This is a genomic window from Chitinophaga sp. GbtcB8, assembly GCF_019091455.1.
GTDB lineage: Bacteria > Bacteroidota > Bacteroidia > Chitinophagales > Chitinophagaceae > Chitinophaga.
This window is the reverse complement of record NZ_JAGXJN010000002.1, coordinates 172,530-198,336: the sequence shown is the minus strand read 5'-3', so window position 1 is coordinate 198,336 and position 25,807 is coordinate 172,530. Positions and strand designations below refer to the sequence as shown.

Sequence of the window (25,807 nt, the reverse complement as noted above, 5' to 3'; positions counted from 1 at the left end):
GTATACGTAAAGGAATAAGATCGTAAAAGGCTAACCTGCGCTCATTGCAGGTTAGCCTTTTTCATTATCATGTAAAGAAACAGCAAAATAGTTTAGCTGCCGGATCATCAATTTTGTATATTAATGATCCCGCAGATTATAAAAGTTAAAGGATATGCAACGGAATCAGCACCTTTCGTTCGGATATGTTGTAAGCACTACCAGCCTTGCATTTGTAGTATCCCAGCTGGATGTATCTATTGTAAACATTGCCCTGCCTGCTATGGCAAAAGCTTTTGGGGCCGGTATCAGTGCGCTGCAATGGGTAGCAGATGCCTATACCGTTGCATTTGCCGCGCTTATGTTGTCGGCAGGTGGTATGAGTGACCGCCTGGGTTCCAAACGCATTTTCCAGATGGGATTACTGCTTTTCGGCATAGCATCCACCGGCTGCGGGTTTGCATGGAGCATTGGTAGCCTCATCGCTTTCCGCGCATTACAGGGCATAGCTGCTGCCACTATGATCCCTAGCTCGCTTTCTATCCTCAACCAGGCATTCGCACATAAACCTGATGAACGTGCACGCGCCGTAGCATTGTGGACCATGGCCGGCGGTATTGCTATTGCTGCAGGGCCTATACTTGGCGGGCTTTTCCTTCACATCAGTAATTGGCGCATGATCTTTTTTGTGAACATTCCCATCTGCCTGGCAGGTGTGCTGCTGGCTGCCAGCATAGAAGATGGCGAATTACATTCACACCGGGGAATGGATCTTACCGGCCAGCTCATATGGATGCTGGCCCTTACCGCTTTTATTGCCGGCATCATTGAATGGCATGCACCGGGCGTGCCGCACTTGCTGGTCATTGGGGCGCTTGTGCTCAGTGTATTATCGCTGCTGTTGTTCCTGTATATTGAAAAACGTGCTAAGTCGCCAATACTGCCTTTGGATCTCTTTCATACACCGGTATTTAATGTGCTGCTGCTGTTAGGCGTTATTGTAAACAATGCCTATTATGGTACCGTGTTCGTGCTGAGCCTTTACCTGCAAAACGTGCTGCATTACACCTCCATACATGCAGGCCTGGCTTTTCTGCCGCTTACGGCTGGTTTTATTGTTTCCAACTTTATCAGCGGCAGGTTGATGGCAGCTTACGGGATCCGCCTGCCACTACTGGGAGGTACGCTGCTGGCGGCAGCCGGTTATGCTGGTTTACTGGTGGCTGGTTCTTCCACACCTTACCTGCAATTGTTTATCCCTTTTCTGATTATTCCCATGGGCATGGGCATTGCAGTACCGGCCATGACTACAGGCATTCTTTCCAGCGTGGAAAAAAACAGGAGCGGAACAGCTTCCGCTATTCTCAATACCATACGGCAGGCAGCTGGCGCGCTTGGCGTGGCTGTTTTTGGCGCCATGGCCAGCGGCGGCCCGCGGAACATTGCCTGGGCAGCCCGCACCAGCGGACTGATTTCCTGCTGCAGCCTCCTGCTGGCGGCAGCGCTGCTCTACAAATATGTCCGGAAAAACTAAAACGGTTACCCAGCTTATTTAGCTATTGCGCTGTCATCTTAGCCGGCAAGCCCCATATAAAGTGAATAGCACGTTTGTGTTTTGTTAAACGGGAAAATGAATTCTATCTTCGGCGCAGTCAAACTATAACTGTTATCATTACTGTCAACATTTAACCTTAAAACAAATCCCTTTACCATGAAAAAAGCACTCTTGATGTGCTGTTGCGCCGTTGTGGCTGCACTTACCCTGTCTTCCTGTGCAACTATTTTTGGAGGTTCCCGGCACACCTTCGTAGTAAATTCCAGTCCTGACGATGCCCAGGTAGTGATCACTGACAAAAAAGGCAAGGAGGTTTTTAACGGTCATACACCTACGGAGGTACGGCTGAAATCCGGCGCCGGTTACTTCTCTCCGGCGGAGTATACTGTAAAGTTCTCTAAAGCCGGGCATCAGGACCTGATGGTACCTATTCATTTCAGACTGAATGGCTGGTACTTTGGAAACATCCTGATCGGTGGCGCCATTGGTATGCTGATAGTAGATCCGTTAACCGGCGGGATGTGGAGAGTTAGTCCCGGGGAAAAACAGATCTACAAAACATTAAAACCGCAGGGAGTAGCTGCACTGGATATTATCGACATTAAAAATGTTGATGCAGCAACGAAAGAACAGCTGGTGAAGATCAATTAAATCATTGCATTTTAATAGGCCCTGATGGCATCATAAAAGCCTCTCTATATGCTTAGAGAGGCTTTTGTTTTTAGGCTTTACATACCTCTTATAATTTCATTCTTCGGCCTGATCAAGCATCAGCGATTTAGCCTTTTTTTGAGAAGTTTCATCCAGTAAATTAGCTGCTCCCCACTCAAAGATCTGATCAATCAGCGCCCTGAGTGATAACCCCGTGTCTGTTAAATTATAAAAGACTTCCTGGGGATGTTTACTTACCCGTACATCACGGTTAATAAGTCCCTGTTTTTCTAAATCCCGCAGTTGTTCTGTCAATACTTTTCTACTGATCTTCGGCATTTTCTTTTGCAGCGATCCAAACCGGTTAATACCGTGCTGGATCAGGTATAGGATAATAGGCTTCCATCTGCCGCTGATCAGTTCAATGGTTTTTCCAACAGGACAGGAATAAGTATCGTATCCATTTGTTTCCATCATGAAAGATTATAAGTTGATAGTTACTGTTTGGTAACTTATTGACCTTGTTATACCGGCAATATAATTTTGCTTCCACAAACATAGAATTATTATGCCAGATCTATTAAACCAGGAGCTAAGAAAAGTAACACTGTTCAGTGTTATACTTATGGGCTTAACCTCCGTTCACCACCTGTATGGTGCAATCGCCTATCATACCTCCTGGCGTTTGCATGTACTGTTGTTCAGCATCCCGGTAATTGTTGTTACGCTATTGCTACACCGCGCTGCCGGCAGGCCCTGGGTATTCCGGCTATATTGGATCATTACTTTATTGGCAGCCATCATCCTGATCGGGATCTTTGAAGGATTATATAACCATGTTCTGAAAAATATCCTTTTCTTCAGTGGTTTTCCCCCAAGCAGCATGGAAAAGCTGTATCCGCGCGGAGCTTATGAAATGCCCGACAACCTTTTCTTTGAGATAAGCGGAATAATGCAGGGGATTATTGCAATACCATTGATCATTTACTTTATCAGGTTAACACAGGCTAAGAAATATAAGCTATGAAAACACACCTCCTACTACGGATACTGCTGGCATTCCATTTAACCGGACTGACAATTATGGCAGGTACAAGTATAATAGACTTTTTCACCTTCAAAACGTTCTGCCGGTTAATAGATCATAGCGACAACAAAGCTTTGAGCCTGCTTCCATTAATGTCCGGTTATGGGAGTTTTGTCAGGGCTGGTGCGGCAATATTAATCCTCACAGGAGCTGGCATGTTCCTGATGATGAAGGGTATTTGGTGGGACCAGTTATGGTTCAAAATAAAAATAGCCCTGGCGCTTTTATTAGTCTTAAACGGAATACTGGTGGGCAATAAACAGGGCACCAGGTTAAGAAGTATGGCCTATGAGGGTTTCCCGGACTTTGTTCAACGTACCGTACACATAAGGGCAAGCCTGGATAGGTTCTATATTACTCAGCTGCTGCTCTTTTTTCTGATCATTTTAGTAAGTGCGATCAAATTTGAAAAATGAAAGCGCTCACCTAAATAGGGAAAGATGCTTCACTCATGGCGTTCTTGATAATTCATTCATCGTAAACCGTAAGTCAGTGATCTTTCCCAGGTATGTCTGAAGCTTGCCTTTAAGCTCCTCTCCCTGGATATTACCAGCCGTTACATACCCGCTTTTAATTTTTATCAGATCACCCTTCAACTCCTGCTTTAAAATGGTTTGCTGACCAAAACTGACCTCCAGGGCGCCTTTTGCAGACAAGCTAAAAACCAGCTGCCCCTGGTTCACCGGAATCTGTTTGCTTGTTATTTCAGTGCCATCAGCCAGTACCAGGCCTATTTTATTCTGGTAAGCGTATAATTTGAAATTGGAAAAATAGTCGCACACAACACCACCTTGATTTATCCCATCTAAATAAGCCGTGATGATAAGCGTGTCCGGATTCCACCGCTTTTTATTAAAGGAAAGATCTGCAGCGCCACTACCCTGCCGGATGGTATAGCTCTGGTCTGAAAATGCAGGCAAGGGCCCTTCCAGGATCATGTCATTCGTTTCACCCTGCCGCTTCAGCTCTTTATCAAGCAGCTGTTCCAGCTCATTCAGCTTACTATGATAAGCAGGATTGGTCACCAGGTTTTTAAACTCATCACGGTCCGTATCCAGGTTAAAAAGCTCTTCCGGGGGATGATAGCTGTAGCGGTCCAGCAGGAACTTAGTTTTAGCATCCGTTTGGGCAGCTGCAGTCCAGCTGTCAAAATAAAATTCGTTCTGTTCTACCTTATCTATGTGCGTAATAAAACGCGCTCCGGGATGATAGTTTTTGATATAATGGAAGCCGTCATCCGTAATGATAGCCCGCGAAGGCGTATAATTATACCAGAAATGCGGCTCCATAGATGTTTCAGCAAAAATGTATTGATGGTGGTTTTTCTTTTTATTTAACAACACATTTTTAAAGGATGCACCATCCAGTTCATTATGCGTTGCTCCGCCTCCAAGATCGATCAGGGTAGGTGTCAGATCAACCAGTGATACCAGCGCATCTGAAACGGAGCCGGACGTAACTTTTCCCGGCCATCTCACAATCAGCGGCACTCTTAAACCCTGATCATACACAGACCATTTCGCTGAAGGGAACTGCGCGCCCTGGTCTGATATAAACATTACAGCAGTGCTGTTCTTCTGACCGGCTTTGTCAATGGCCTGCAGCACCTCTCCCAGCATTTTATCTGCCTCTCCAATGCTTTGATAATAAGCTGCCAGCGCTTTACGGGTAGCTTTGGTATCAGCAAGATAATGGGGTATCTTTAATTTTCCGGGATCAAAATCCCGGTTCGGGAACCATGGCACATGAGGTACCCAGGGTGCAACAATCAGGCAGATGGGCTGTTCAGGGCGGCTCTTAAAATGGTCCCCGATCATTTGAACGGTTTCTTTCTTACGGTCCAGCCGGTTTTCAATTGGAAGGTATCGCCCGAACTCTTCCCCGATCCTTTCAAATGGAAAATTATGTAAAGGGAATATATCTGTTTTACCAGAGATCACCACGCGATAACCCAACTGCTGCAGGAACTGTGGCAAGTTTGCTGTATTGGGCCTTACTGTAAAATGATTCATTTGTGAACCATTGCGGAACGGATAGAGCCCGGTAAACATAGTGCTCCTGGAAGGTGTACAAATGGGCGATGCCGCATATGCACGGTTAAACCGCATCCCCTCAGCAGCCAGCAGATCCATGTTGGGTGTTTTTACATCGGTATTACCATAACATCCCACATCCTGCTGATTCAGATCATCAGCAATGAAGATCACCACATTGGGCTTGTTTTGCGCAAAAGCCGGCGATAACCCGCAAGAAACCCATACGATGACTGTAAAAATAATTTTGCAATGTACTAATTGGTTATTCAATAGAGATCTAAGCATAGCTAATTACTTCAGGATACGGCGCAGAAGATATAAAAGATCAGGCAGCAATGCAAATCGCTCACTTGTTAAGTTGTTCCTGAAGTTTTTTTGTTATCATTGATCCGCTTTAACTACCCAATTATGAAACGTACCAACTGGTTTGACCGCAAATTTTCCCCTATTGAAGACAATGGCATCCTTCCCTGCATTATTGAAAGACTGGAAGGCACTCCTGCCAGGCTGGCTGAAAAAATGAAACAGATCAACCCAACAATTCTCTCTGTTTCAAAGGACCATAAATGGAGCATAAAACGGGAAATTGGCCACCTGATTGACCTTGAACCGCTTTGGCTGGATAGGGCAAAAGAAATTATTGCCGGCGAGCCGGATCTTAAAAAGGCAGACCTTACGAATAGCAAAACACAGGAAGCAGATCATGATGAAAGGGACCTTATGGCATTGATCACAGACTTCAGCAAGCACCGGCAATATTTAGTACAGCTCTTAAGAGGGTTACAGGATACAGACCTGGATAGATCAGCCAAACATCCCAGGCTGGGTACGCCCATGAGGATCATTGACCTGGCCTACTTTGTAGCGGAACATGACGATCATCACCTGGCGCAGATCACTTTTTTACAAAACGGCATTCAATGAGCTAGGGCCGTTTGCCAGGTATTTCAATGCCTGCATACCCGGCATAAAAAAATAAGCGCCGCCACGCACAAACACAAACTGGGGTATATTATTTATTTTCTTTCTTACCGGGCAGCCCTGTATGGTAAATGCGCTGTTCCTGAAAACACCCTCTCTGAAAGGAAATCCAACAATAGGATCTATATCATCATTCAAACCATCAAACTTATTATTATTACACCAGGCATTCTGAATAAACTCAAACTGCCGGTTGATCTGTGCATTAAAGCAAATAAAATACAATCCTCTTTTATCATTATTCCCTGATGCACGCATGGCTGCGGGATCAAAATCCGGTGATAAAGGCGCGCCAAATGCCCGGCCCCTTCTCAGTATTTTATGTTTCTTCACCATCTTCACAGATAATCCGGGATCATCATCTATCCCATCCCGGGGATTTGACTTCCGGATATGTGCGCCAATAGGGCAATGGTAGCCATCCTTATCCTTTTCCGCAAAAAAGAAATTCTTGAGGTCCCCTGTGGCGGCTGGTGTCAATGGCTCACCATTCAGCTGCCTGCCCATTATTTTAGCAGCTATTAATTCCGGGGTCATGCCCTGCAAATGCGGATCATTTTCAGATAAGCCATAGATGAACTCCCAGAACACCTTTACATCCTGCTCCAGCTGCCGGAACACCATATAGCTGCCGTTTTTGCCTATATCAAAAATATCTTCCTTCCCGGTCTTAATCCTGGGGCTTAAAGGAAATTTTGCATATTCGTTCGGATATCCCAATATAAATTCACCGGGCATAACTACATTCTGCTCCTCCTCTGCTTTATAGCGTGCATTACTGCCGCCAACACCGGCAATTAATGGGTTCATGATCCCATCTTCAAAGCCAAAATGTTCTTTGCTGCCAATATTCATTGTATTTAAACGGGTCACTTCGGTGATGTTATAACGCTTTAATATCTCTGCCGTATCCTGGTACTTGTTTTCCAACGCGGCGCTGTCCTTTGCAAAGATCATTAGCACAGCATCTACCTGCGGATTATGATTGCCTCCCCAATACCATTTCTCCGCTGCATTGGTATCAAAATCTCCCAGGATGCGGCTCCGGGTCTTCGTGTTTAATCCCTCTGTAAATTCCGGGGCAAAGCCGGTGATCAGCTGTTCCTGCGGTATCAGCCGGGAGATCCCTGTATTGGTGAATGCAATATGAAAAGCGAGATCCGGCCGTTTATGGCTGGCAGATGTAATACCCGGCAATATATCTGCCAGGAATGCGCGGACCTGCGCCTGCTCGGTAAACTGCAGCATTACATAACAGGCTTCCGGCAGGAAGCTATACGACCTGATAAGCAGGCCCTGTATATCGCCAAATTCTATTTTTGGGAATTGCATAACTATAAAAGGTTTAACCATTTTTTTGTTTGCATGTCATTCATTTCCTGGTTCAATCCAAGTGTAATGCGATGATTTCTCAATATATTCTTGACCGTTAGCTCTTCAAAAGCGCTGTACCATACCTGCGTGTGGATCTGGTATTTCCTGGTCCAGTTCTTAAAACGTTCTTCATCAGCCGCGCCCTTAAAAACCAGCCAGCTGGTACGGGGAAAATTGATGGTATTGCTCCATACGCCGGTAAGGCCAACCGCAGCCCGGTCAACAAAATCACTCAGGTAATTTTCCCAGCTGCCATCGAAATTGCTGAAGAACAACAAGGCCCGCTCCTTCTCCAGGACGGACCAGCCTGCGAAATGAATAGTAGAAATGCCGCCTAATGCACCTTTATTAAAGCTGTATTTTGCTAACAGGTTAATTAACCAAAGCACGGTTCTTAATACGCCCAGCCTGAACCTGCCCGGGCTTATCGCAACAAGATGCGATAATTGATTCTGCGCATAAAAATCTTCATCTTTTGTAAGAGAAGGCACCGCTGCTACCTCCTGCTCCGTGTCCGGCAATTCGGGTGCGGTTTGTTCAAGGCGCCTTAAATAAAATACTATACCGGCAATCAGCGCTACTAATATACCCAGAAGATAAAGATGTATGAAACCTGCAAGTACCAGCACCCCTGTTAACAAAAGCCCAATCAGTAAACCAGCGTACACAGGCTTTATATAAGGCAGCGGTACCGCCTTAATAGGGTTGTAGTCAGGTACCTGTTGATGGATGTACTGCACTATTTCCTGTTTTATAAATTTGGGATCATCTGCAGGGGCGAATGTTCTTTCCCTCAGAAACTGTTGTATGTGAGTATAGATCTCTGCCTCTTTACCGATAATATCAGTAGACAATCCCCGGTATCCGGAATAGTATGCATCTACCCGCTGTAGATGCCCTTTTATAAAAGTGGTGATAGCGGTAGCAGGAGGAATAGCAGGATCGTAATCCTTACAACAGGAGAAAATTTTTTGAAAGGGCGATATGGTTTCCCCGGCTGTCATTGCCTGTAAGCAGGTATCCAGCTGCCCGTCATAGGTGCCGGAATACACCAGCCTGAAAAGCTGTCCCGGAGGCTGGGCGGCCAGTGGGTCCGGGAAAATAACAAACCGGGCAAAGTAAACGCTTTTAATTTTCCTGAAGGGATGATCTGCTTTAGTAATAATGGAGGTGTGGAGCAGCTGCAATTCATTGCAAAGGATGCTGAGCTTATTTGCATCAATATCAGCAACGACAATCAGGCCGTTTTGATCGGTGAATGTTTTCATTTATTTGGGGTTATCCTAAAGATACTTATTTTTTCACATTCCTGCTTAGCTCGTAAACAAGCACCGTTACAGGCCCAAGCTGACCGGAGATCCCTACAGCGGATTCTTTATTTGCATTATATTCTCCCAGGTAACTGTTTGCCAGTACGTACAATTTATTTTCCAGGATCGCTGCAGTAGTGGGATCATGAAACAGCTCATTTCCTTTATCAATGATCTTTTCGCCTGTAATTTCATCCCCGCTGTTATTCAGCGAATATTGCACAACAGCATTGTCTTTATTGGTTTTAGCGCCGTTGTACACGCCAATGATGCTATTGTTCCAAAATACCAGGCCATCCAGGTTGTATGCTTTTGTGGAATCTGTATATCCTTTTAAGGGTGTAAGTTTTTTTGACAGCAGATCCAGCTGCATTAAGCCATGACTATAGGTAGCGATGTACACTTTGCCATTTGCATTATAAGTGATCCCATTGGGCCAGGCTATAAGGGAATCCTTTACAAACAGGCTCAATTTCTCCCTTACCGGATCCACTTCATAAAGGGAGGAATCATAGGTATCGGTTATGTATAGCTTGCCGTCCGGGTGAAGGATCAGGTCATTGAACAAATGGCGTGTTGTATCTTTAAGGATATACTTTTGTTTTACCACTCCTGTTTTTATATCAAAAGCATGCACGCAGGACAGGTACCAGGAGCCCTGTTTTTTATTGGACACCACCCATAACCATTGTGCTTTAGGATCTGTCTTCATTCCAAGCCCTTCCAGCAATCCATCCTGGCCGCTTTTGATGAGATCCTTGTGCGATCCGTCCTTATTAATTGCAATAATTTTTTGCAAAGCAATGCTGCTTACATAGATGGTTCCGTTAACCGGGTTTATCGTGATGCCTTCGGGTATCACATCTTTCTCAGTGCGGGTAGTGATGATCTCCGGGACGGATTGCGCGGCCAGGTCCAGCACTGCCAGCAGGATCATAAGACTGAACAGGAATTTTTTCATATGGTGGGGGAAATTCATGGGAATACCTGATTACGAATTTATGTATCTTGTCTTTCCAGAGCAACATTATATGAAGATTTTTAAAAATAGGGCACTTATATCCCTGATCCTTTCCTTTAGCACATTTCAGCTTGCAGCACAGCAAAAGACCTACAATATAACAGCCTATGGCGCCAAAGCCGATGGCAAAACCAACAACACCGCTGCTATACAAAGCGCAATAGATAAAGCCAGCGCAAATGGCGGCGGGCGGGTATTGGTACCTGCCGGTAAGTTTGTTACAGGAGTTATTGAAATTAAAACCGGCGTTGAGCTGCACCTTGCTGCCAATGCCGTACTGCTGGCCACTACAAAACGGATTGACTATGGCCCGGAAAAAGCCTCCGCCCTGATCGTTGCCGACGGACAGCAAAACATCGGGATTACAGGTCCGGGCACCATTGACGGACAGGCCGGACTGCTGATAAAAGATATTTACGTGATGTTGCGGAATGGCAGCCTTAAAGACCAGGAATGGCAGCAATATAATGAATGGGGGCAAATGAGGCCGGAAGAGAACAACAGGCCTCAGCTGATCCTGTTCAGGAACTGTAAAGATATCAGCATAAAAAAAGTAACCATAAAAAACGGCCTGTGCTGGATCCAGAATTACCAGAGCTGTACAAATATGGTCATTGACAGCATCAATGTACAAAGCAATACTTTTCTGAATAATGATGGCATAGACCTGGTTGACTGCAAAAACGTAAAGCTCACCAACAGTAACTTCAACGTGGCGGACGACGGCATTTGCCTGAAATCACATGATCCCAAAGGGCTTTGCGAAAACATCTACATCGCCAATTGCAGGGTGCGTTCCAGCGCAAGCGCGTTCAAAATGGGTACCGCTTCATTCGGAGGTTTTAAGAATATTACCGTACGGGATATTTACGTGTACAATACTTTCAGGTCCGCTATTGCCCTTGAAACGGTGGATGGCGGCATATTAGAGGACATAGACATCCGGGGCGTTACTGCAAAAAATACCGGCAACGCTATCTTTATCCGCTTGGGCAAACGCCGGAAGAATGTACCCCCCGGCCGGATCAAGAGCGTTTATATTGGCAATGTTAAAGTACAGGTACCTGCAGGTAAACCGGATGCCGGTTACCAGATGGAAGGTCCCCGTGAGCTGTTTGAGCATAACATTTTCCCGGCATCCATCACCGGTATCCCGGGGTACCCTGTGTCAGACATCACGCTGGAGAATATTGAAATAACGTATAATGGCAATGCTAAAGAATACGTTGCTTTTTCCAATATTGACTCCCTGGAAAATATACCGGAGAAGGCAGGGGATTATCCTGAGTTCTCTATGTTCGGAGAGCTGCCTGCATGGGGCTTTTATGTAAGACATGCCAATAATGTTAAAATGAAGAATGTAAAGCTGATCGCTACCGGCGATGAGTACCGTGCCGCCTGCGTATTTGACGATATGGATGGATTGGAGCTGGACGGTGTGAAAATTTCAAAAGCAGCCGCTCTTCCGGTGATCTTGCTAAACAAGGTAAAGCGCTCATCATTCCGCGAAATGCAGCTGCCTTCCAAAAGTAAGGAAGCGATACAAGTTAAATAGCGCTATATTTAAATCAAAATAAACTGCGTTATGGAAGATCAAACGACTGCTTTAGCGCCCATGTTGTACCTCAAAAACCTGGCAGCTGCTATTGATTTCTATAAAAATACATTTGACGCCATAGAACAATGGCGGGTGAGTAATCCCGATGGCAGTGTGCATGTTGCAGAAATGATCATTGGCGCTGCAATATTCCGCATGCATGAAGAAGTAAGCAATGACAATAATTTTAGCCCGGATACAGTGGGTGGCACTACTGTTGTTATGGGATTGCTGGTTCCAGACCCGGATACAGTAGCGGCAAAAGTTACGGCAGCCGGCGGTACCGTATTAAGCCCGGTAAAGGATTATGAATATGGTTACCGGCAGGGCACCGTAAAAGACCCCTTCGGGCATCACTGGATGGTTGAAAAGAAAACCGCAAGGCCGCCATTAGGGTCAGAATAGCATAACATGTTAACCACATTTTTTTAAACATATACAACGTTGCATAAAGTCTGATTTTTATCTATCTTCGCCCCCGATATGACTGGCAACCGTACATCTTCTTTGGTTACTCCACCATGATAAACAGCTCCCGGCTGTTATAATATCCTGTTTTATGTTTAACAGGATGGTCATTCATTTTATTTTTTCCGGCACTTTCTTTTAATAAACTTTCATACATGAAGGCGTACCTTAATTTTTTTGACTTCAGACAAAAAGTAAATTACAAAACAGAAGTATTAGCAGGGTTTACAGTGGCCATGACAATGATCCCTGAATCACTTTCCTTTGCAATACTTGCAGGCTTATCTCCGCTTACGGGCCTGTATGCAGCCTTCATAATGGGCCTGGTTACCGCCGTACTGGGCGGCCGTCCGGGTATGGTTTCAGGTGGCGCCGGGGCAACTGTTGTTGTATTAATTGCACTCATGCAATCCCACGGTGTTGAATATGTATTTGCTGCGGTGCTGCTGGCTGGCATTTTACAAATAACAGTAGGCCTGCTTAAATTGGGTAAGTTCATTCGCCTGGTTCCGCAACCGGTCATGTATGGATTTGTGAACGGGCTTGCGGTGATCATATTTATGGCCCAGATCCAGCAGTTTAAAATAACAACCGGCACAGGTACAGCCTGGCTTACAGGCACACCCTTATGGATCATGCTTTCGCTGGTGATCCTTACAATCCTGATTGTAATGTTATTCCCTAAAATAACCAAAGCAGTGCCAGCCTCCCTGGTAGCTATCATTGTGGTATTTGGCATTGTGCTGGGGTTTGGGATAGAAACCAAAACCGTAAAAGATATTGCTTCAATCAGTGGCAGGTTTCCACCTTTTCACCTCCCATCCGTTCCTTTCAATCTTGATATGCTGAAAATAATTTTCCCCTACTCACTTGTAATGGCAGGCGTTGGGTTAATTGAAACCTTATTAACCTTAAATGTTGTAGATGAAATTGCAGGTAACAGAGGCAGAGGGAATAAAGAATGTATGGCACAGGGAAGCGCCAATGTGCTGAATGGACTTTTCACCGGCATGGGTGGCTGTGCCATGATCGCACAAACGTTTGTGAATTTGTCAGCCGGCTCCAGGGCCAGGTTATCCGGTATTATTGCTTCATTAACCATTCTGATGATCATATTGTTTGGAGCGCCGGTTATTGAAAGAGTACCCATGGCTGCACTGGTTGGCGTAATGATCATGGTATCTGTTGGTACCTTTGAATGGATCAGCTTAAGGATTATAAACAAAATGCCACGCCACGATGTGGCTGTTGGGATATTGGTAGCTGTGATTACCGTCTGGTTGCATAACCTGGCATTGGCGGTATTGGTCGGTGTTATTATTTCAGCATTGGTATTTGCATGGGAAAGCGCCAAAAGAATACGGGCCAGGAAATATGTGGATGACAGTGGAATAAAACATTATGAGATCTATGGACCTTTATTCTTTGGGTCTGTAAGCGCCTTTTCCGAGAAATTTGACATTCTTAATGATCCATCAGAGGTAATAATAGATTTTAAAGAAAGCAGGGTTGCAGACATGAGCGCTATAGAGGCATTAAATAAGTTAACCGAACGTTATAAAAAAGCAGGCAAAAAACTGCACCTGCGCCACTTAAGCGAAGACTGCCGGGTCTTACTAAAAAATGCCGGATCTATCATTGATGTGAATGTAATAGAAGACCCTAACTATAAAGTTGCTATTGACTAATATAACATCCGGTACTGTGTAGTAGCTAAAAAAATGCCAGGCACCTCCGTTTATTCCGGAAATGCCTGGCATTAAAGATTATAAACTAAAGATTAAAGTGCGCCAATGAACTCCATGCAATACCCGGCAGAACCACAGGCGCCGCTGATATGAAAATACGTACCTGAAATAGAGGTTTGCGTTTTCATACCCGTAGCCAGATAATTATTGGGAGAGCTTTGGGTAAAACCATAAGTGCCCAGCGATGTGCCACTCAGCGTAGAGAACGTGATGCTGGTAGGCGTAGTTCCACTACCGTTTACCGTATAGGCAATGGTGCCTGCCGGCTGGCCGGCTCCCGGCGTACCATCAGTAGTACCGGTGATCGGGAAGGAATACACGCGTACATGCTTCATGGCCACAGGTGCGCCACGGTGTACCGGGGCAAAGCTGGATAAAGAAAACAAAAGGCCTGACATCAATAAAACAGGGAACAACTTTCTCATAGATAATGGATCTTTAGGGTGAGGGTTAAAAATATCCTGACGAATATAACTTTTTTTGTATTGCCTTCACTGCTAAACATTTGCTAATGTTAAATAAATTCCCCCTGCGTAAGCGGCGTTATTTTATATCCGTTGCAGCCCCGTATAATTTCCCAACAATACTTTGTATCCCATCAACAGGATTATTCTGAAAAGTGATCACACCCGTCTTATTTGCAGGATTGAAGAACAGGAAAGTTTGAATGCCGGGATCCAGGCCGGAATGTCCCCATAACAATACCTTACCATACGGCGTTTCAAATTCAGAGGTACGCCAGGTTAAACCCTGGGCCTTGTAATCCTTAAGCTGCGGGCTAAACATTTTTTCAATGGTGGCCTGCTTCAGGATCCGTTTACCGTTTAGCTCACCGCCGTTCAGGAGCGCTGCCAGGTAATAGGATATTTCCCGCACACTGGTTCTCACAAGCCCGTCAGGATAATTGGGAAAACTATACAAGCATACCGGAATAAAGGTACCTGCCTTAAACTCAGTCTCATTAGGGAACAGCCGGGCATAGGTCATATACTCTTTTCTGTTCTCTTCTGTGATGTAGGCATAGGGCCTGATATAATTGCCTGTATCCACCTCGCTTAACATCCACCCGGTATTTTTCATGCCCAGGGGCTGAAAAATATGCTCCCTGCAATATAAGTTAAAGGGCTGTTTAGCCACCTTTTCAACAATCAATCCAAGTAATCCAAAGGCAACATTTGAATACGTGCGTTTAGCGCCCGGCGCCCAATCGCCAAAGCTATTGCCATCATTATAGAACGTACCGCCGGGTGTCAGGGCGCCACGGATCCAGTCGTTCAGCGAAAGGCTAGGATCCCCGCAGGCATAACTTTCTGAATAGGCTTTGCCGTCAACGATAGAGGAGGTATGTGTTAAGATCTGGAAAATGGTGATCGGTTTACCCGGGTACTTCGGGTTGCTGATCTTAAAATCCAGGTAGGTGTTTACATCGGCATCCAGGTCAATAAGCCCTTTTTCCCAAAGCTGCATGGCTGCTGTGGTTGTAAATGTTTTGGATACGGAGCCAATGTTCATGATCCCGTCTATGCTCATGGCTTTGTTGTGGGCAATATCCGCCTGGCCATAACCTTTGGACCAGCTTAGTTTTCCGTCCTTTACAATGCCGGCAGCAAAACCCGGGACGTTCATATCGTCCATAAATTTTTTGACGGCTATGTCAACCGAATCATAGGCCGACTGCGCCTTAACCTGTGTAACATAACATGCCAGTAACAACAGGTGAATGAAGATCCTTCTCATGCGTGATAAATATTTTTGTGGCGTATAGGAATAGCCGTTAGCCCGGGGTCAAACCTTATGCCAGGGATGTAAGTCTCTTTATTTCAAAGCATTATTATATTTTTTCAATAGCAGGATCGTTCAATTATGAACAGGGGGTGTACGTATAAGCGCAGTTTTGTAAGCATCCGGCTCAAATATTTTATTAAACAGGCAACTTATCTTGTACCTTCGCCGTACCATATATTCATCTAATCAAAACTGTTGAAGCACCTATGAAGATCAAAAACCTATGCACACTGGCCTGTGTGCTTTTAATTTCATTTACAAGCGCTTGTAAAAAAGACGGAAACGAATCCTCAACAGAAAAACTGGCATTAAACGATCATGACACTGCCTTTGTACATCCGGGTTTGCTGCATAAGCAAACAGATTTTGACCGTATGAAGGCCAGGGTAAATGCAGGCGCTCAGCCCTGGCTCTCCGGCTGGAATAAGCTAACCGTTAATGCACATGCATCGCTTAACTGGCAGCCTACCCCCTCAGAAGTTGTTTACAGGGGTAGCGATGGGGTGCATGCTGAAAATTACGGCCAGCTGTATAATGATGTTGCAGCTGCCTATGCTACTGCTTTAAGGTGGAAGATCTCCGGCGACAAAGCTTATGCAGATAAATCCATCGCCATTATGAACGTTTGGTCTGCCAGGCTAACGGCCTTAGGAGGCAATAATGATGTGAACCTGGCAGCCGGCTTATACGGATACCAGTTTGCCAATGCAGCAGAGATCATGCGCAGCTACCAGGGATGGCAGGCAGCAGATTTCAAACGCTTCCAGCAAATGATGTTAAACATTTTTTACCCGCTCAATCACAGCTTTCTTAGCAGAAAGGAAAAATGCATGAGCCATTTTTATGCTAACTGGGACCTGTGTGTAATGAACTCCATATTAGCCATAGGTGTGCTGTGCGATAACCGGGACCTTTATAATGAGGCAGTAGCCTATTTCAAGCACGGGGCCGGCAACGGTTGTATTATGAACGCAGTATGGTATATCCATCCCGGTGGGCTGGGCCAATGGCAGGAAAGCGGCCGCGATCAGGGCCATAACACATTGGGTATCGGCCTAATGGGCGCTTTTTGTGAAATGGCCTGGAACCAGGGCAATGACCTGTACGGGTATGATGATAACCGTTTTTTGAAAGGGGCTGAATATGTGGCCAAATACAACCTGGGCGATTCCGTGCCTTATGTTGCTTACACTAATTGTTTAGGTGTTAATCAGACAATTATTAGTGAAGCATCCCGGGGTTCGGTACGTCCTATCTGGGAGCTGGTGTATAATCATTATGTAAAACGTAAAGGTTTGGCAGCTCCCTACAGTAAGCTGTTTGCCGAAAAAATAAGACCGGAAGGCGGTGGCGGAAATTATGGTGGCACCAGCGGTGGGTATGATCAGCTGGGTTATGGAACGCTGACCTGCACATTGGATCCGGTACAATAACAGCATGCGCAGAACATACAGCGAAAAGCCCCTGGCACGGGCTATTCCGCTGTATGTTTTATGCTTTTTTTACAGCAATTGCCAAATGCTGTTGTTATAATTTCTCCGCAAAAAGTGGCTACCACCTATCACATAAATGTTTCTGATCCTGGATAGCATTATATTCAAATATCTTTGTAAAGCTCCCCCATACGCACTTATAGCAAACACTTCCAATACCTTCCCATTCATTTCCTGCACCCTAATTCATTGTAAGCGAGCATTTGTATTCATTTTAAATATTGTAAATTTATTTCTTTACCATATATTTATACTACGTGTTCAGAGAATGCAGACCGGTAACTTGTAGATCCCCCATACTCAAATAACCTTTTCCATACACCTAATGTTAAAACCAAATCACCACGCAATGAAAAAAAAATCCAGTGTCACAGGCGCTCTATTCACCCTGTTTGTCATGGGCATACTTGCCTACAACTGCGCCAGCAACAGCAAACCCAAAGAGACTGAAAGCACATCCGGACAGGAAGCTATTGTGCTGGACAGCGCATTTTTGAATCACCGTGATTCTGTACCATCCAAGCAGCAGTATGCTGATCCATTATTTGAGCTCAGCCATGATTACCCGGCATCAGCCGCCCCTGTTGTTAATCCTCCCTGGCAGCAGGCATTAAAGGGGAGATCTATTTCCGAATGGAATGTATTTGCTTACATGGATTCATTAAAAAGTTATGTGGCCCCGCGTTTATTGCCCTTTTTTACCAACAACAGCTCATGGACATCCGCCAGGTACGGCTGGTTTAATGAGCCCTGGCTGGGCACACAAAGAGAGGCCATCCTGGGCGCTTACCTCGGCAACGGCAACCCGGCCAATATGTTTAAAACATTAAAGGAAGATGAAGCAGGTTATGCGCTGGTGCTCTATGATTCCACAGCAGCATATACCGTAGGGCAGATCTGGGGCAAAACAGGCCAGAGCGTAAACCTGCTGAACGATGCTGCACAATTCACTGAAGGCAGCGTTATTGTAAAGCTGGCCTTTTCAAACATCAATTATCCGCAATGGCCGGTAATGGAAAATGCGCAAACCTTCAGCGTTTATGATACCATTCCAACATCAGCGGATCCCGCAACAGGATACCAGATGCGGAAGGTTAGCTTTTTCCAGATGGATATAATTGTGAAGGATAGCAAAACAGCTCCTAAAACAGGATGGGTTTATTCCACTTTCGTATATGATAAAGACCGTAAAGGATCAACCTGGGAAAAAATGGTTCCGTTGGGAGCCATGTGGGGCAATGATCCGGGGGTAAACAGCCCGCTGGCGCCGCCCTATCCTAAATTGAGTGAAACAGTTATTAACCCCTTAGCGCCGGCGTACAGTAAAGAAACACTGGGCTGGGGTGGCCGGTTAAGCGGCCCGAATGATGGCGCTGTTGCGCAGGAAGCGTATGATGTCAGCACCGGTAAAAAGTATACCAACCTGGCCTTGTCATCCTGCATGAGCTGCCATAGCCCCGCACAGGATACCTTTAAATCATTCCTGCTGCCTGGCCCCTTCCCTCCCGGCAATCAGCTGCTGGTTTATACCCCGGGCAGCGACAAATGGAATTTATGGTTCAGGGATGATTATGGCAATGTTCCTTTTGATTCAGGCCAGGTGGCAATGGATTATGATATGGTAATGGCCTTTAAATCAGTGCTTGCATTTGAAGCAGCAAAACCTTCCGAGCAAAACAAGCTGCTCAGGAGCAATGCAGCAGCAGTACAGAAATTCAGGCGGCATAACACCCGCAGCCGGTTCTGGCATTAAACAACAGCTACACAACAATCAGCTATTAAATAGGCTGACCTTCCGGGTCAGCCTATTTGTTTAAAGTATTACCTGTTTCAATGTTGTGTTAACAATCCCGCCCGGAAACGGTTAGGCGTTTCACCGGTCATCTTCCGGAAAAAAAAATTAAAGTTGGAGGCATGCCCAAAACCAAGGGAATACCCGATCTCCGCCACATCCCAGTTAGTATGCTGCAGCAGCGCCCTGGCTTCTTTGATCACATGTGCGGCAATCAGCTCAGTGGTTGTTTTGCCGGTTACCGTCTTTACGGATTTGTTCAGGTAGTTTACATGTACGGATAGCTGTGCCGCAAATGCCGCCGCTGTTTTAATACGGATCCGGTCATGCGTAGCGGTGATGGGAAACTGGCGGGCCAGCAGCTCCAGGAACAGCTCTGTGATGCGGTCAGCGGAAGAGGTATGGCTATACGAATCTACCGGGGGAGCAATTTTAAGCGCCTCATGTATCAGCAGCTGTACGTGGTTCCTTAGCACATCATACTTGTATTTGTAATGCCCTTCCGCCTCCTGCAGCATCATTTCAAAGATGCCGGCCATCCTTTCCTTTGCCGGTTCATCTGCAAACAATACATGATCACCCTGTACCTTAAAGAGCGAAGATTCCGCAGGGCTTTCACGCTTAAGCTGGTTGCTCACAAACTCCCCGGTAAACAGGCAAAAGTAGTAACGCTGCTTTTCCGAAACACGCTGCCAGGCGTAGGGGATCATGGGATTGCTGAAAATAACCGCGCCGCTTTTAACCCGAATGCTGCGGTCAGCATAGGTTACCAGGGCTTCCCCTTCCAGCAGCAGTGCGATCTTATAATAATCCCGCCGGGTGAATGGTGACGGGTGGGCGGGGTGAGTATCATCTACCCGGTACACGTAAAAACCGCCAACATCATTGAAGGCTCTTCCATGCCTTCTTAAAAATTGCTGAATGTGCTCATGGGGATCCATATTCCTAAGTTATGAAATTCAAATGTAAGGGTATCAGGGCCAGCTGACCCCGGTGGCTGTTTCGCTGAACTGCCATAAGGCAGCTGCTTTATCCGGGTCAACGGCAAAGGAACGAACGCCGTAACCGGTGGCCTGGGAATCGCCGGGCAAAAGCTCCGCAAGGTCGCAATCCTCACAATAAATGCCGCCCATGCCATTCAGCTCATCGCTCAGCGCACACCATACAGCTGTGGCGGCGCCCTGCTGCGGGGTTTTAAAGTTATTAACCTGCTGCTCCCAGGCTTGCAGCTCTTCACTGCTCATATAACGGAAGATGTCTGTGCGGATGGCTCCCGGGTGCACGGCAAATGCCCTTACACCATGCTCCTGCCCCCTGCGGTCCAGCTCTACTGCAAAAAGTGAGTTAGCGGTTTTAGACTGCCCATAGGCTTTCATCTTGTCATAACCCTGTTTTTCAAAGTTCAGGTCATCCAGCTGCACACCCATACGCCGGTGGCCTACGGAAGATAGCGCTATTACCCGCGCCCCGCCCGCATTTCTTAAGGCCGGCCATAAGCGCCCGCTTAGCTGAAAGTGGCCAAGGTGGTTTACGCCAAACTGGATCTCATACCCCCGCTTGTCTTTCAGGAATTCTGGCGGCCGGAATATTCCTGCATTATTAAAGAGTAAATGCAGGCTGTTATATTCCGCCAGGAAGCGTGCTGCAAAGGCATCTACAGAAGCAGGATCAGCCAGGTCAAGGGGAATAAAGGCTGCCTGCTTAAGCTCAGCAGACCGGTCCGCCCACTTGCCCGCATCCCTTGCGCCCACTACTACCTGCGCCCCGGCAGCGGCCAGGGTTTTCACGGTTTCATAACCAATACCGGAATTTCCCCCGGTCACTAAAGCTACCTTTCCTGTCAGGTCATGTCCGGCAGCTATTTCCGCAGCAGTGCTTGCTGCGTTCCATCCGGAATGGATGGGCTGTTGTACTGTTCTCATATCAAATAATAAAATTAGCAGTACAAAATTAGGGCAGCGCTTTTTTTAAAAGTTATGCGGATCAAATCAATGATTATGCTGAAGCTAACCGGCAGCTGGTCAGCCCGGTTCTGAGAACTTTCGTTGTATAATGAAACCACCTCCCAAATTATTCCGTATGTGTTTAATAAACAGGAGTGCATGGCCGGTTTTAGATGATCCCATAACATATCCTGATCCGGACAACCAGATATATCATTATCACCGAATACATTTATAACACTAATTAAATCACACCGAACGGAGAACAACTGTACAACCTATGTACATCCTTCCTTGTATTAAAATTTAAACTATGAAAAGTACAGCAATTTTCTACACACTTACATTAGGGCTCATGAGCCTCGGGATCAGCACTAAAGCCCAGGAAACGGCAAGCGCCACTGCAACGGCAACCATTGTAACGCCCATTGCCATTACCAAGGACGTTGACATGAACTTCGGGATTTTATCAGTACAATCCACTACCGGCGGAACGGTTGTATTAACCCCGGCAGGCGTGCGCACACCTAGCGGCGGTGTAACACTGCCCGTTGATAACGGAACGGTAACCGCTGCATCTTTCACCGTAACAGGACTAGAGGACTACACTTACAATGTTACCTTACCCTCTTCAGCCCTCACCATTACAAGCGGTTCAAATACAATGACCGTTACCAGTTTCACGAGCAGCCCTTCAGGCTCAAACGGCACCTTAACCGGCGGCACAGAAACGCTGAATGTAGGCGCCACCCTGAATGTAAGCGCAGCACAACCTGCAGGCACCTACGTGTCCGGTACGCCTTTTAATGTAACGGTTAACTATAACTGATCCTTTATTAAGCTCCATATCCTATTCTGGCAATGGTCCGCCGTACATACGGCCGGATCCATTCCCGTATTATGAACCCATAAGCGCATGTTACGTACACTGAAACGTTATTTTCCCTCTTCCTCCCTTATGCTGGCCATTACGTTGGCAGGCGGGCCGCTTTTTATAAACACCCAAACATTTGCACAGGGCAACCTGCTGGTAACCCCTATGCGGGTAGTCTTTGACGGTAAAAAAGGATTGCAGGAGCTGAATATTGCCAATACCGGGAAAGATACAGCCCGGTACCTTGTATCCTTCATTGAGATCAGGATGAACGAAGACGGCTCTTTTGAAAAGATCAGCGAACCGGATTCCGGGCAGCATTTCGCCAGCAGCTTTGTCCGCTTTTTCCCACGCAGCGTGGTATTACCTCCGAATGAGGCCCAGGTAGTGAAGCTGCAGCTGATAAATACCAGCCAGCTGGATTCCGGTGAATACCGCTCCCATATTTACCTGCGGGCAGAGCCAAATGAAAAGGCCCTGGGGGAAGATGCGCCGGCATCCGCTAAGGAAGGTGAAGGTATATCTGTACGGCTAACGCCAGTGTTTGGGATATCCATTCCCGTTATTATCCGCTATGGCCCGAAAACAGGCGCCGTCAGCCTTTCAGACCTCAACCTGGTTACGGAGAACAACGGGGTAAAGCTGCAGATGGTATTTAACCGCAGCGGTAATACCTCTGTGTATGGCGATATTACAGTAGATCATATTTCTTCCAGGGGGAAAACCACGCGGGTGGCCAGTGTTAAAGGGATGGCTGTTTATACGCCTACCCGCTTGCGGCATATGCAGGTGCCACTGGCGGCAAAACCCGGCATTAACTATCACAGCGGCAAGCTGGTAGTGGTATATGGAACAACCACCGATGATGGCACGGGAGCCACATTGGCGCAGGCAGCGCTGGTATTGAAATAATGGATTAATGAGAGCAGTTAGCGGCAAAAATATATTTCACAGGCCAGGCTTTAAAAAAGGCCTGTACCTGATACTGTGCCTGTTTTGCCTGCAACTGCCGGCGCTGGCGCAGGAGCCGCCGCCACGTCCTATAGCGATCTATGTAAACCCGGCGCAGGGGCTCATTTTCGGCGCATTTTTCCAGGGCGCTTCCGGCGGCACGGTGATTATATATCCGGATGGCTCCCGCTCTGTAACAGGCAGCATTGTACAGGCCAATCTTGGCTATCCCTTCTCTTCTGCAGTTTTTGAAGTGGAAGCCAATCCCGGCACGCTCGTCTCAATAATGAATGGCCCCAATGTAACCCTTAGCGGCAGCAACGGCGGCACCCTCACCCTCCAGATAGGCACTTCCAGCACCGGCAGCCCGTTCATTACCACCGCCACCCCACCGGCACGTACGCAGGTGCGTATTGGCGGAACACTGATTGTTGGCAGCCCGCTGGCCAACCCGGTAGGGAATTACAGCGGTACGTTCAACGTGACTTTCATACAGGAATAAAATATGATAAGCAGCATCCAACACATCCTACGCAGCAGGTATAGCAGCATAAAAATGCTTTACCTGTTGTTACCGTTATGCTGTTGCCGGATGTTGTTGTATGCGGCGGATAATAAGGAGCCTGAACCCATTCTCTTTGAAACCTCTGTATTCCTGGTAGTACAGGGCGTTGGCGGGCTGGAAGTGCCGGCATTGATCAATGGAGATACAGCCTACCTTTCTGTTACGGATGTATTTGATTTTATAAAGGTCAGGAGCAACCGCTCAGCTACCGGTGATTCCATATCAGGATATTTCCTGGGTGAGAAAGATCTTTACCTGATAGACCGGGCAAAAAATGAAATACGCTACCGTGATCATGTTTACAGGCTGCATAAAGAGGACCTTGCCATATCGGGAACCTCCATTTTTCTAAGGCTGGAATATTTCGGAAAAGTATTCGGGCTGCCATGCAAATTCAACTTCCGCAACCTTTCCGTGAACATGAACACTAAGCTGGAACTGCCCGCCGTGCGGGAAATGCGGCTGGCGCTGATGCGGCAGAATATAAACCGCCTCAGTGGAAAGATGAAAGCAGACACGGTGATCAAACGCGATTACCCGTTTTTCCGGTTTGGAATGGCTGATTGGTCGGTAGTAGCTAACCAGCGCACGCAGGCCAGCGATGTATGGGTGAACCTGGGATTAGGCGCTACCATTGCAGGTGGCGAGGCCACTGCTTCTCTTAACTACAATAATTACGTACAGCAGCAGGTAACACCTGATAAAGGAGTAAAAGAGATCCGCCCCTTTGATCAGCGGCAGCAATATTACCGCTGGCGGTATGTAGATAATAACCAGCGCGGCCTGCGGCAGATCATTGCCGGGAAGATCTTCACACAATCCACCGCTTCCATCTTTGATCCTGTAGTGGGTGTACAGCTCACCAATGCGCCTACTACCTACCGCCGCTCCTTTGGCACTTATACATTAAGCAACATTACAGAACCCGGGTGGACGGTAGAGCTGTATGTGAACAATGCTTTGGTGGATTACACCGTAGCCGATGCAGCAGGCTTTTACACTTTTGATGTGCCGCTGGTGTATGGTAATTCACAGATAAGGCTGCGTTTTTATGGCCCCTTTGGGGAAGAGCGGATACAGGAACAGAACATCAGCATCCCGTTTAACTTTTTACCTAAGAATGAATTTGAATACACTGCCAGCGCCGGTTTTGTAGAAGATAGTTTAAGCAGCCGGTTCTCCCGCGCACAAATGAATTACGGAGCCACCAAACATATAACAATAGGCGCAGGAGCGGAATACCTTTCCTCCATTTCCACAAACCCAGCCATGCCCTTTGTAACCACCTCTATCCGCATGGCCACTAACCTGCTGTTTAACGGGGAATACACACATAATGTAAGAACACAGGGCATCCTTACCTACCGCACACGCTCCAACCTGCAGGTAGACCTGCAATACACCCGTTATAAAAAAGGACAGCAGGCTATTATTTATAATTTCCGGGAAGAGCGAAAAATAATGCTGGCCAAACCCTTCTTTGGACAGCACTTTTCCATGTTCACACGTTTAACCCTGAACCAGCTTGTTTCCCAGGATCTGAAATACACCACTTCGGAATTGCTGTTATCCGGCGCCATATTAAGGGTAGGCACCAACCTTACCACATATGCAGTAATGGTGGGCAAGGATCAACCTTTCATTTACAGCAACCTGGGCCTCTCTTTCCGTATCCCCGGGAAATTCCTGGTGATGCCACAGGTACAATATGCCTACACCGACAACCGGCTGATATCTGCCCGCTGTGAAATAGGGAAATACCTTTTCCGCAACGGGTACCTGAATGCATCTTATGAAAGAAACTACAGGAGCCGGATCAGTAATTTCCAGCTGGGCTTACGGTATGATTTTTCTTTCGGGCAAATGGGAGCATCCATCCTGCGGAGCAACCACACCACTACCGTAGTGGAATCTGCCAGGGGAAGCCTGGTATATGATGGTAAAACCGGTTATACCGGTGTAAGCAACCGCAGCATGGTAGGCACAGGAGGCGTTATTCTGCAGGCATTCCTGGACCTGAACGGGAACGGGTTGCATGATAAGGGCGAACCAAAAGCGCAGGGGCTCAGGCTTTCCGCTAATGGCGGGCGCGTATTCCAGCGCCAGCCGGATACCACGCTGCTCATACAGGACATGGAGCCTTACACCACCTATTACCTGGACCTGAGCCGCAGCGCTTTTGATAATATTGCCTGGCGGGCAAAAAATCAGGTGATCAGCGTGGTGGTAGTACCTAACCAGCTAAAGCTGATTGAAGTGCCGGTAGTGGTGGTAGGAGAAGTATCAGGCCAGGTGCTTTTACATGAAAGCGAAACCTCAAAAGGGCTGGGCCGCATCAGGGTTTGCTTTTACCGGCCGGATTCCAGCATGGCGGCCAGCACCTTAACAGAAACAGATGGTTTCTTTAACTATATGGGCTTAGCCCCCGGAGCATACACCGCCCGGATAGATCCGGAGCAATTAAAAAAACTGGGGCTGCGCTCCACTCCTCCTGCTCTTCCATTTCATATTTCGGCAAACAAGGAAGGCGATGTAATAGACGGGCTGCGGTTTATAGTGGAACGTGAAGCCGGGGCAATTGGGAAAGCGTGGTAGTT

23 protein-coding genes are annotated in these 25,807 nt (G+C 46.8%); 14 read left to right on the top strand and 9 right to left on the bottom strand.

Going from position 1 to position 25,807, the window contains the following annotated elements; all coding sequences use genetic code 11:
• The first annotated feature begins 154 nt into the window (after window positions 1–154).
• Together KVT36_RS03845 and KVT36_RS03840 are read left to right on the top strand one after the other, a co-directional pair.
• Entirely contained in the window at window positions 155–1,513 is a 1,359-nt protein-coding gene (locus tag KVT36_RS03845) for an MFS transporter (protein WP_217602182.1), read from the top strand.
• Window positions 1,514–1,690: 177 nt separating this feature from the next.
• Entirely contained in the window at window positions 1,691–2,185 is a 495-nt protein-coding gene (locus KVT36_RS03840; RefSeq protein ID WP_217602181.1) for a hypothetical protein, read from the top strand.
• Window positions 2,186–2,281: 96 nt separating this feature from the next.
• Here the strand turns inward: KVT36_RS03840 and KVT36_RS03835 are convergent, their stop codons facing one another.
• A complete protein-coding gene (locus tag KVT36_RS03835) occupies window positions 2,282–2,662 on the bottom strand; it encodes a helix-turn-helix domain-containing protein (RefSeq protein ID WP_217602180.1) in 381 nt (126 codons plus the stop codon).
• Between the two features lie 91 nt (window positions 2,663–2,753).
• Here KVT36_RS03835 and KVT36_RS03830 point away from each other — a divergent pair, with 91 nt between their 5' ends.
• On the top strand, window positions 2,754–3,212 hold the full coding sequence (locus KVT36_RS03830; RefSeq protein WP_217602179.1) for a hypothetical protein: 459 nt from the start codon (window positions 2,754–2,756) through the stop codon (window positions 3,210–3,212).
• Entirely contained in the window at window positions 3,209–3,688 is a 480-nt protein-coding gene (locus tag KVT36_RS03825) for a hypothetical protein (protein WP_217602178.1), read from the top strand. The genes KVT36_RS03830 and KVT36_RS03825 overlap by 4 nt, the downstream gene beginning before the upstream one ends.
• Before the next feature lie 33 nt (window positions 3,689–3,721).
• Here KVT36_RS03825 and KVT36_RS03820 read toward each other — a convergent pair whose 3' ends face one another.
• A complete protein-coding gene (locus KVT36_RS03820) occupies window positions 3,722–5,482 on the bottom strand; it encodes a sulfatase (RefSeq protein ID WP_368669994.1) in 1,761 nt (586 codons plus the stop codon).
• A gap of 234 nt (window positions 5,483–5,716) precedes the next feature.
• Here KVT36_RS03820 and KVT36_RS03815 point away from each other — a divergent pair, with 234 nt between their 5' ends.
• Window positions 5,717–6,232, top strand: a complete 516-nt coding sequence (locus tag KVT36_RS03815) for a DinB family protein (protein ID WP_217602176.1) — start codon at window positions 5,717–5,719, stop codon at window positions 6,230–6,232.
• Here KVT36_RS03815 and KVT36_RS03810 read toward each other — a convergent pair.
• Genes KVT36_RS03810 through KVT36_RS03800 form a run of 3 tightly spaced genes read right to left on the bottom strand, consistent with a single transcriptional unit; the run spans window position 6,212 to window position 9,934 of the window.
• On the bottom strand, window positions 6,212–7,621 hold the full coding sequence (locus KVT36_RS03810; protein WP_217602175.1) for a Dyp-type peroxidase: 1,410 nt from the start codon (window positions 7,619–7,621) through the stop codon (window positions 6,212–6,214). The two genes, KVT36_RS03815 and KVT36_RS03810, sit on opposite strands and share 21 nt — an antisense overlap.
• 2 nt (window positions 7,622–7,623) lie before the next feature.
• Complete coding sequence (locus KVT36_RS03805; RefSeq protein WP_217602174.1) at window positions 7,624–8,931, bottom strand: hypothetical protein; 1,308 nt, start codon at window positions 8,929–8,931, stop codon at window positions 7,624–7,626.
• 25 nt (window positions 8,932–8,956) lie between these two features.
• Window positions 8,957–9,934: an SMP-30/gluconolactonase/LRE family protein gene (locus KVT36_RS03800; RefSeq protein WP_217602173.1), complete on the bottom strand. Its 978-nt coding sequence runs from the start codon at window positions 9,932–9,934 to the stop codon at window positions 8,957–8,959.
• Between the two features lie 70 nt (window positions 9,935–10,004).
• Between KVT36_RS03800 and KVT36_RS03795 the strand changes: the two genes are divergently transcribed.
• The 3 genes from KVT36_RS03795 (at window position 10,005) to KVT36_RS03785 (ending at window position 13,747) form a co-directional block, all read left to right on the top strand.
• Complete coding sequence (locus tag KVT36_RS03795) at window positions 10,005–11,549, top strand: glycoside hydrolase family 28 protein (RefSeq protein ID WP_217602172.1); 1,545 nt, start codon at window positions 10,005–10,007, stop codon at window positions 11,547–11,549.
• A 30-nt stretch (window positions 11,550–11,579) separates the two neighbouring features.
• Entirely contained in the window at window positions 11,580–11,996 is a 417-nt protein-coding gene (locus tag KVT36_RS03790) for a VOC family protein (protein WP_217602171.1), read from the top strand.
• A 218-nt stretch (window positions 11,997–12,214) separates the two neighbouring features.
• A complete protein-coding gene (locus KVT36_RS03785; RefSeq protein WP_217602170.1) occupies window positions 12,215–13,747 on the top strand; it encodes a SulP family inorganic anion transporter in 1,533 nt (510 codons plus the stop codon).
• A gap of 92 nt (window positions 13,748–13,839) precedes the next feature.
• On the opposite strand, the gene KVT36_RS03780 is transcribed toward KVT36_RS03785, so the two are convergent.
• The gene (locus KVT36_RS03780) at window positions 13,840–14,232 is read right to left on the bottom strand and encodes a hypothetical protein (protein WP_217602169.1); all 393 of its coding nucleotides are present in this window, start codon (window positions 14,230–14,232) and stop codon (window positions 13,840–13,842) included.
• A 118-nt stretch (window positions 14,233–14,350) separates the two neighbouring features.
• A complete protein-coding gene (locus KVT36_RS03775; RefSeq protein WP_217602168.1) occupies window positions 14,351–15,544 on the bottom strand; it encodes a serine hydrolase in 1,194 nt (397 codons plus the stop codon).
• A 254-nt stretch (window positions 15,545–15,798) separates the two neighbouring features.
• Between KVT36_RS03775 and KVT36_RS03770 the strand changes: the two genes are divergently transcribed.
• Entirely contained in the window at window positions 15,799–17,025 is a 1,227-nt protein-coding gene (locus KVT36_RS03770) for an alginate lyase family protein (protein WP_217602167.1), read from the top strand.
• A 409-nt stretch (window positions 17,026–17,434) separates the two neighbouring features.
• Window positions 17,435–18,838, top strand: coding sequence for a cytochrome P460 family protein (locus KVT36_RS03765; protein ID WP_217602166.1), 1,404 nt, complete (start codon window positions 17,435–17,437; stop codon window positions 18,836–18,838).
• Between the two features lie 77 nt (window positions 18,839–18,915).
• Here the strand turns inward: KVT36_RS03765 and KVT36_RS03760 are convergent, their stop codons facing one another.
• Window positions 18,916–19,818 carry an AraC family transcriptional regulator gene (locus tag KVT36_RS03760; protein ID WP_217602165.1) on the bottom strand — a complete coding sequence of 301 codons (903 nt, stop codon included), beginning with the start codon at window positions 19,816–19,818 and terminating at the stop codon, window positions 18,916–18,918.
• A gap of 33 nt (window positions 19,819–19,851) precedes the next feature.
• A complete protein-coding gene (locus KVT36_RS03755) occupies window positions 19,852–20,799 on the bottom strand; it encodes an SDR family NAD(P)-dependent oxidoreductase (protein WP_217602164.1) in 948 nt (315 codons plus the stop codon).
• Window positions 20,800–21,133: 334 nt separating this feature from the next.
• On the opposite strand from KVT36_RS03755, the gene KVT36_RS03750 reads away from it, so the two are divergent.
• The 4 genes from KVT36_RS03750 (at window position 21,134) to KVT36_RS03735 (ending at window position 25,805) form a co-directional block, all read left to right on the top strand.
• Window positions 21,134–21,649 (top strand): DUF4402 domain-containing protein, encoded by a 516-nt coding sequence (locus KVT36_RS03750; protein ID WP_217602163.1) that lies wholly within the window; start codon window positions 21,134–21,136, stop codon window positions 21,647–21,649.
• 87 nt (window positions 21,650–21,736) lie between these two features.
• Window positions 21,737–22,606: a hypothetical protein gene (locus KVT36_RS03745; RefSeq protein WP_217602162.1), complete on the top strand. Its 870-nt coding sequence runs from the start codon at window positions 21,737–21,739 to the stop codon at window positions 22,604–22,606.
• 7 nt (window positions 22,607–22,613) lie between these two features.
• On the top strand, window positions 22,614–23,147 hold the full coding sequence (locus KVT36_RS03740) for a DUF4402 domain-containing protein (RefSeq protein WP_217602161.1): 534 nt from the start codon (window positions 22,614–22,616) through the stop codon (window positions 23,145–23,147).
• Window positions 23,148–23,150: 3 nt separating this feature from the next.
• Window positions 23,151–25,805: a hypothetical protein gene (locus KVT36_RS03735; protein WP_217602160.1), complete on the top strand. Its 2,655-nt coding sequence runs from the start codon at window positions 23,151–23,153 to the stop codon at window positions 25,803–25,805.
• Window positions 25,806–25,807 lie beyond the last annotated feature (2 nt).

Coding starts and splice junctions, on each gene's coding strand:
- KVT36_RS03810 (WP_217602175.1), bottom strand. CDS start 7,621: ATGCAATTCCCAAAAATAGAATTTGGCGATATACAGGGCCTGCTTATC.
- KVT36_RS03845 (WP_217602182.1), top strand. CDS start 155: ATGCAACGGAATCAGCACCTTTCGTTCGGATATGTTGTAAGCACTACC.
- KVT36_RS03790 (WP_217602171.1), top strand. CDS start 11,580: ATGGAAGATCAAACGACTGCTTTAGCGCCCATGTTGTACCTCAAAAAC.
- KVT36_RS03805 (WP_217602174.1), bottom strand. CDS start 8,931: ATGAAAACATTCACCGATCAAAACGGCCTGATTGTCGTTGCTGATATT.
- KVT36_RS03795 (WP_217602172.1), top strand. CDS start 10,005: ATGAAGATTTTTAAAAATAGGGCACTTATATCCCTGATCCTTTCCTTT.
- KVT36_RS03750 (WP_217602163.1), top strand. CDS start 21,134: ATGAAAAGTACAGCAATTTTCTACACACTTACATTAGGGCTCATGAGC.
- KVT36_RS03825 (WP_217602178.1), top strand. CDS start 3,209: ATGAAAACACACCTCCTACTACGGATACTGCTGGCATTCCATTTAACC.
- KVT36_RS03775 (WP_217602168.1), bottom strand. CDS start 15,544: ATGAGAAGGATCTTCATTCACCTGTTGTTACTGGCATGTTATGTTACA.
- KVT36_RS03785 (WP_217602170.1), top strand. CDS start 12,215: ATGAAGGCGTACCTTAATTTTTTTGACTTCAGACAAAAAGTAAATTAC.
- KVT36_RS03760 (WP_217602165.1), bottom strand. CDS start 19,818: ATGGATCCCCATGAGCACATTCAGCAATTTTTAAGAAGGCATGGAAGA.
- KVT36_RS03840 (WP_217602181.1), top strand. CDS start 1,691: ATGAAAAAAGCACTCTTGATGTGCTGTTGCGCCGTTGTGGCTGCACTT.
- KVT36_RS03770 (WP_217602167.1), top strand. CDS start 15,799: ATGAAGATCAAAAACCTATGCACACTGGCCTGTGTGCTTTTAATTTCA.
- KVT36_RS03835 (WP_217602180.1), bottom strand. CDS start 2,662: ATGATGGAAACAAATGGATACGATACTTATTCCTGTCCTGTTGGAAAA.
- KVT36_RS03755 (WP_217602164.1), bottom strand. CDS start 20,799: ATGAGAACAGTACAACAGCCCATCCATTCCGGATGGAACGCAGCAAGC.
- KVT36_RS03780 (WP_217602169.1), bottom strand. CDS start 14,232: ATGAGAAAGTTGTTCCCTGTTTTATTGATGTCAGGCCTTTTGTTTTCT.
- KVT36_RS03745 (WP_217602162.1), top strand. CDS start 21,737: ATGTTACGTACACTGAAACGTTATTTTCCCTCTTCCTCCCTTATGCTG.
- KVT36_RS03765 (WP_217602166.1), top strand. CDS start 17,435: ATGAAAAAAAAATCCAGTGTCACAGGCGCTCTATTCACCCTGTTTGTC.
- KVT36_RS03800 (WP_217602173.1), bottom strand. CDS start 9,934: ATGAAAAAATTCCTGTTCAGTCTTATGATCCTGCTGGCAGTGCTGGAC.
- KVT36_RS03735 (WP_217602160.1), top strand. CDS start 23,151: ATGATAAGCAGCATCCAACACATCCTACGCAGCAGGTATAGCAGCATA.
- KVT36_RS03815 (WP_217602176.1), top strand. CDS start 5,717: ATGAAACGTACCAACTGGTTTGACCGCAAATTTTCCCCTATTGAAGAC.
- KVT36_RS03740 (WP_217602161.1), top strand. CDS start 22,614: ATGAGAGCAGTTAGCGGCAAAAATATATTTCACAGGCCAGGCTTTAAA.
- KVT36_RS03830 (WP_217602179.1), top strand. CDS start 2,754: ATGCCAGATCTATTAAACCAGGAGCTAAGAAAAGTAACACTGTTCAGT.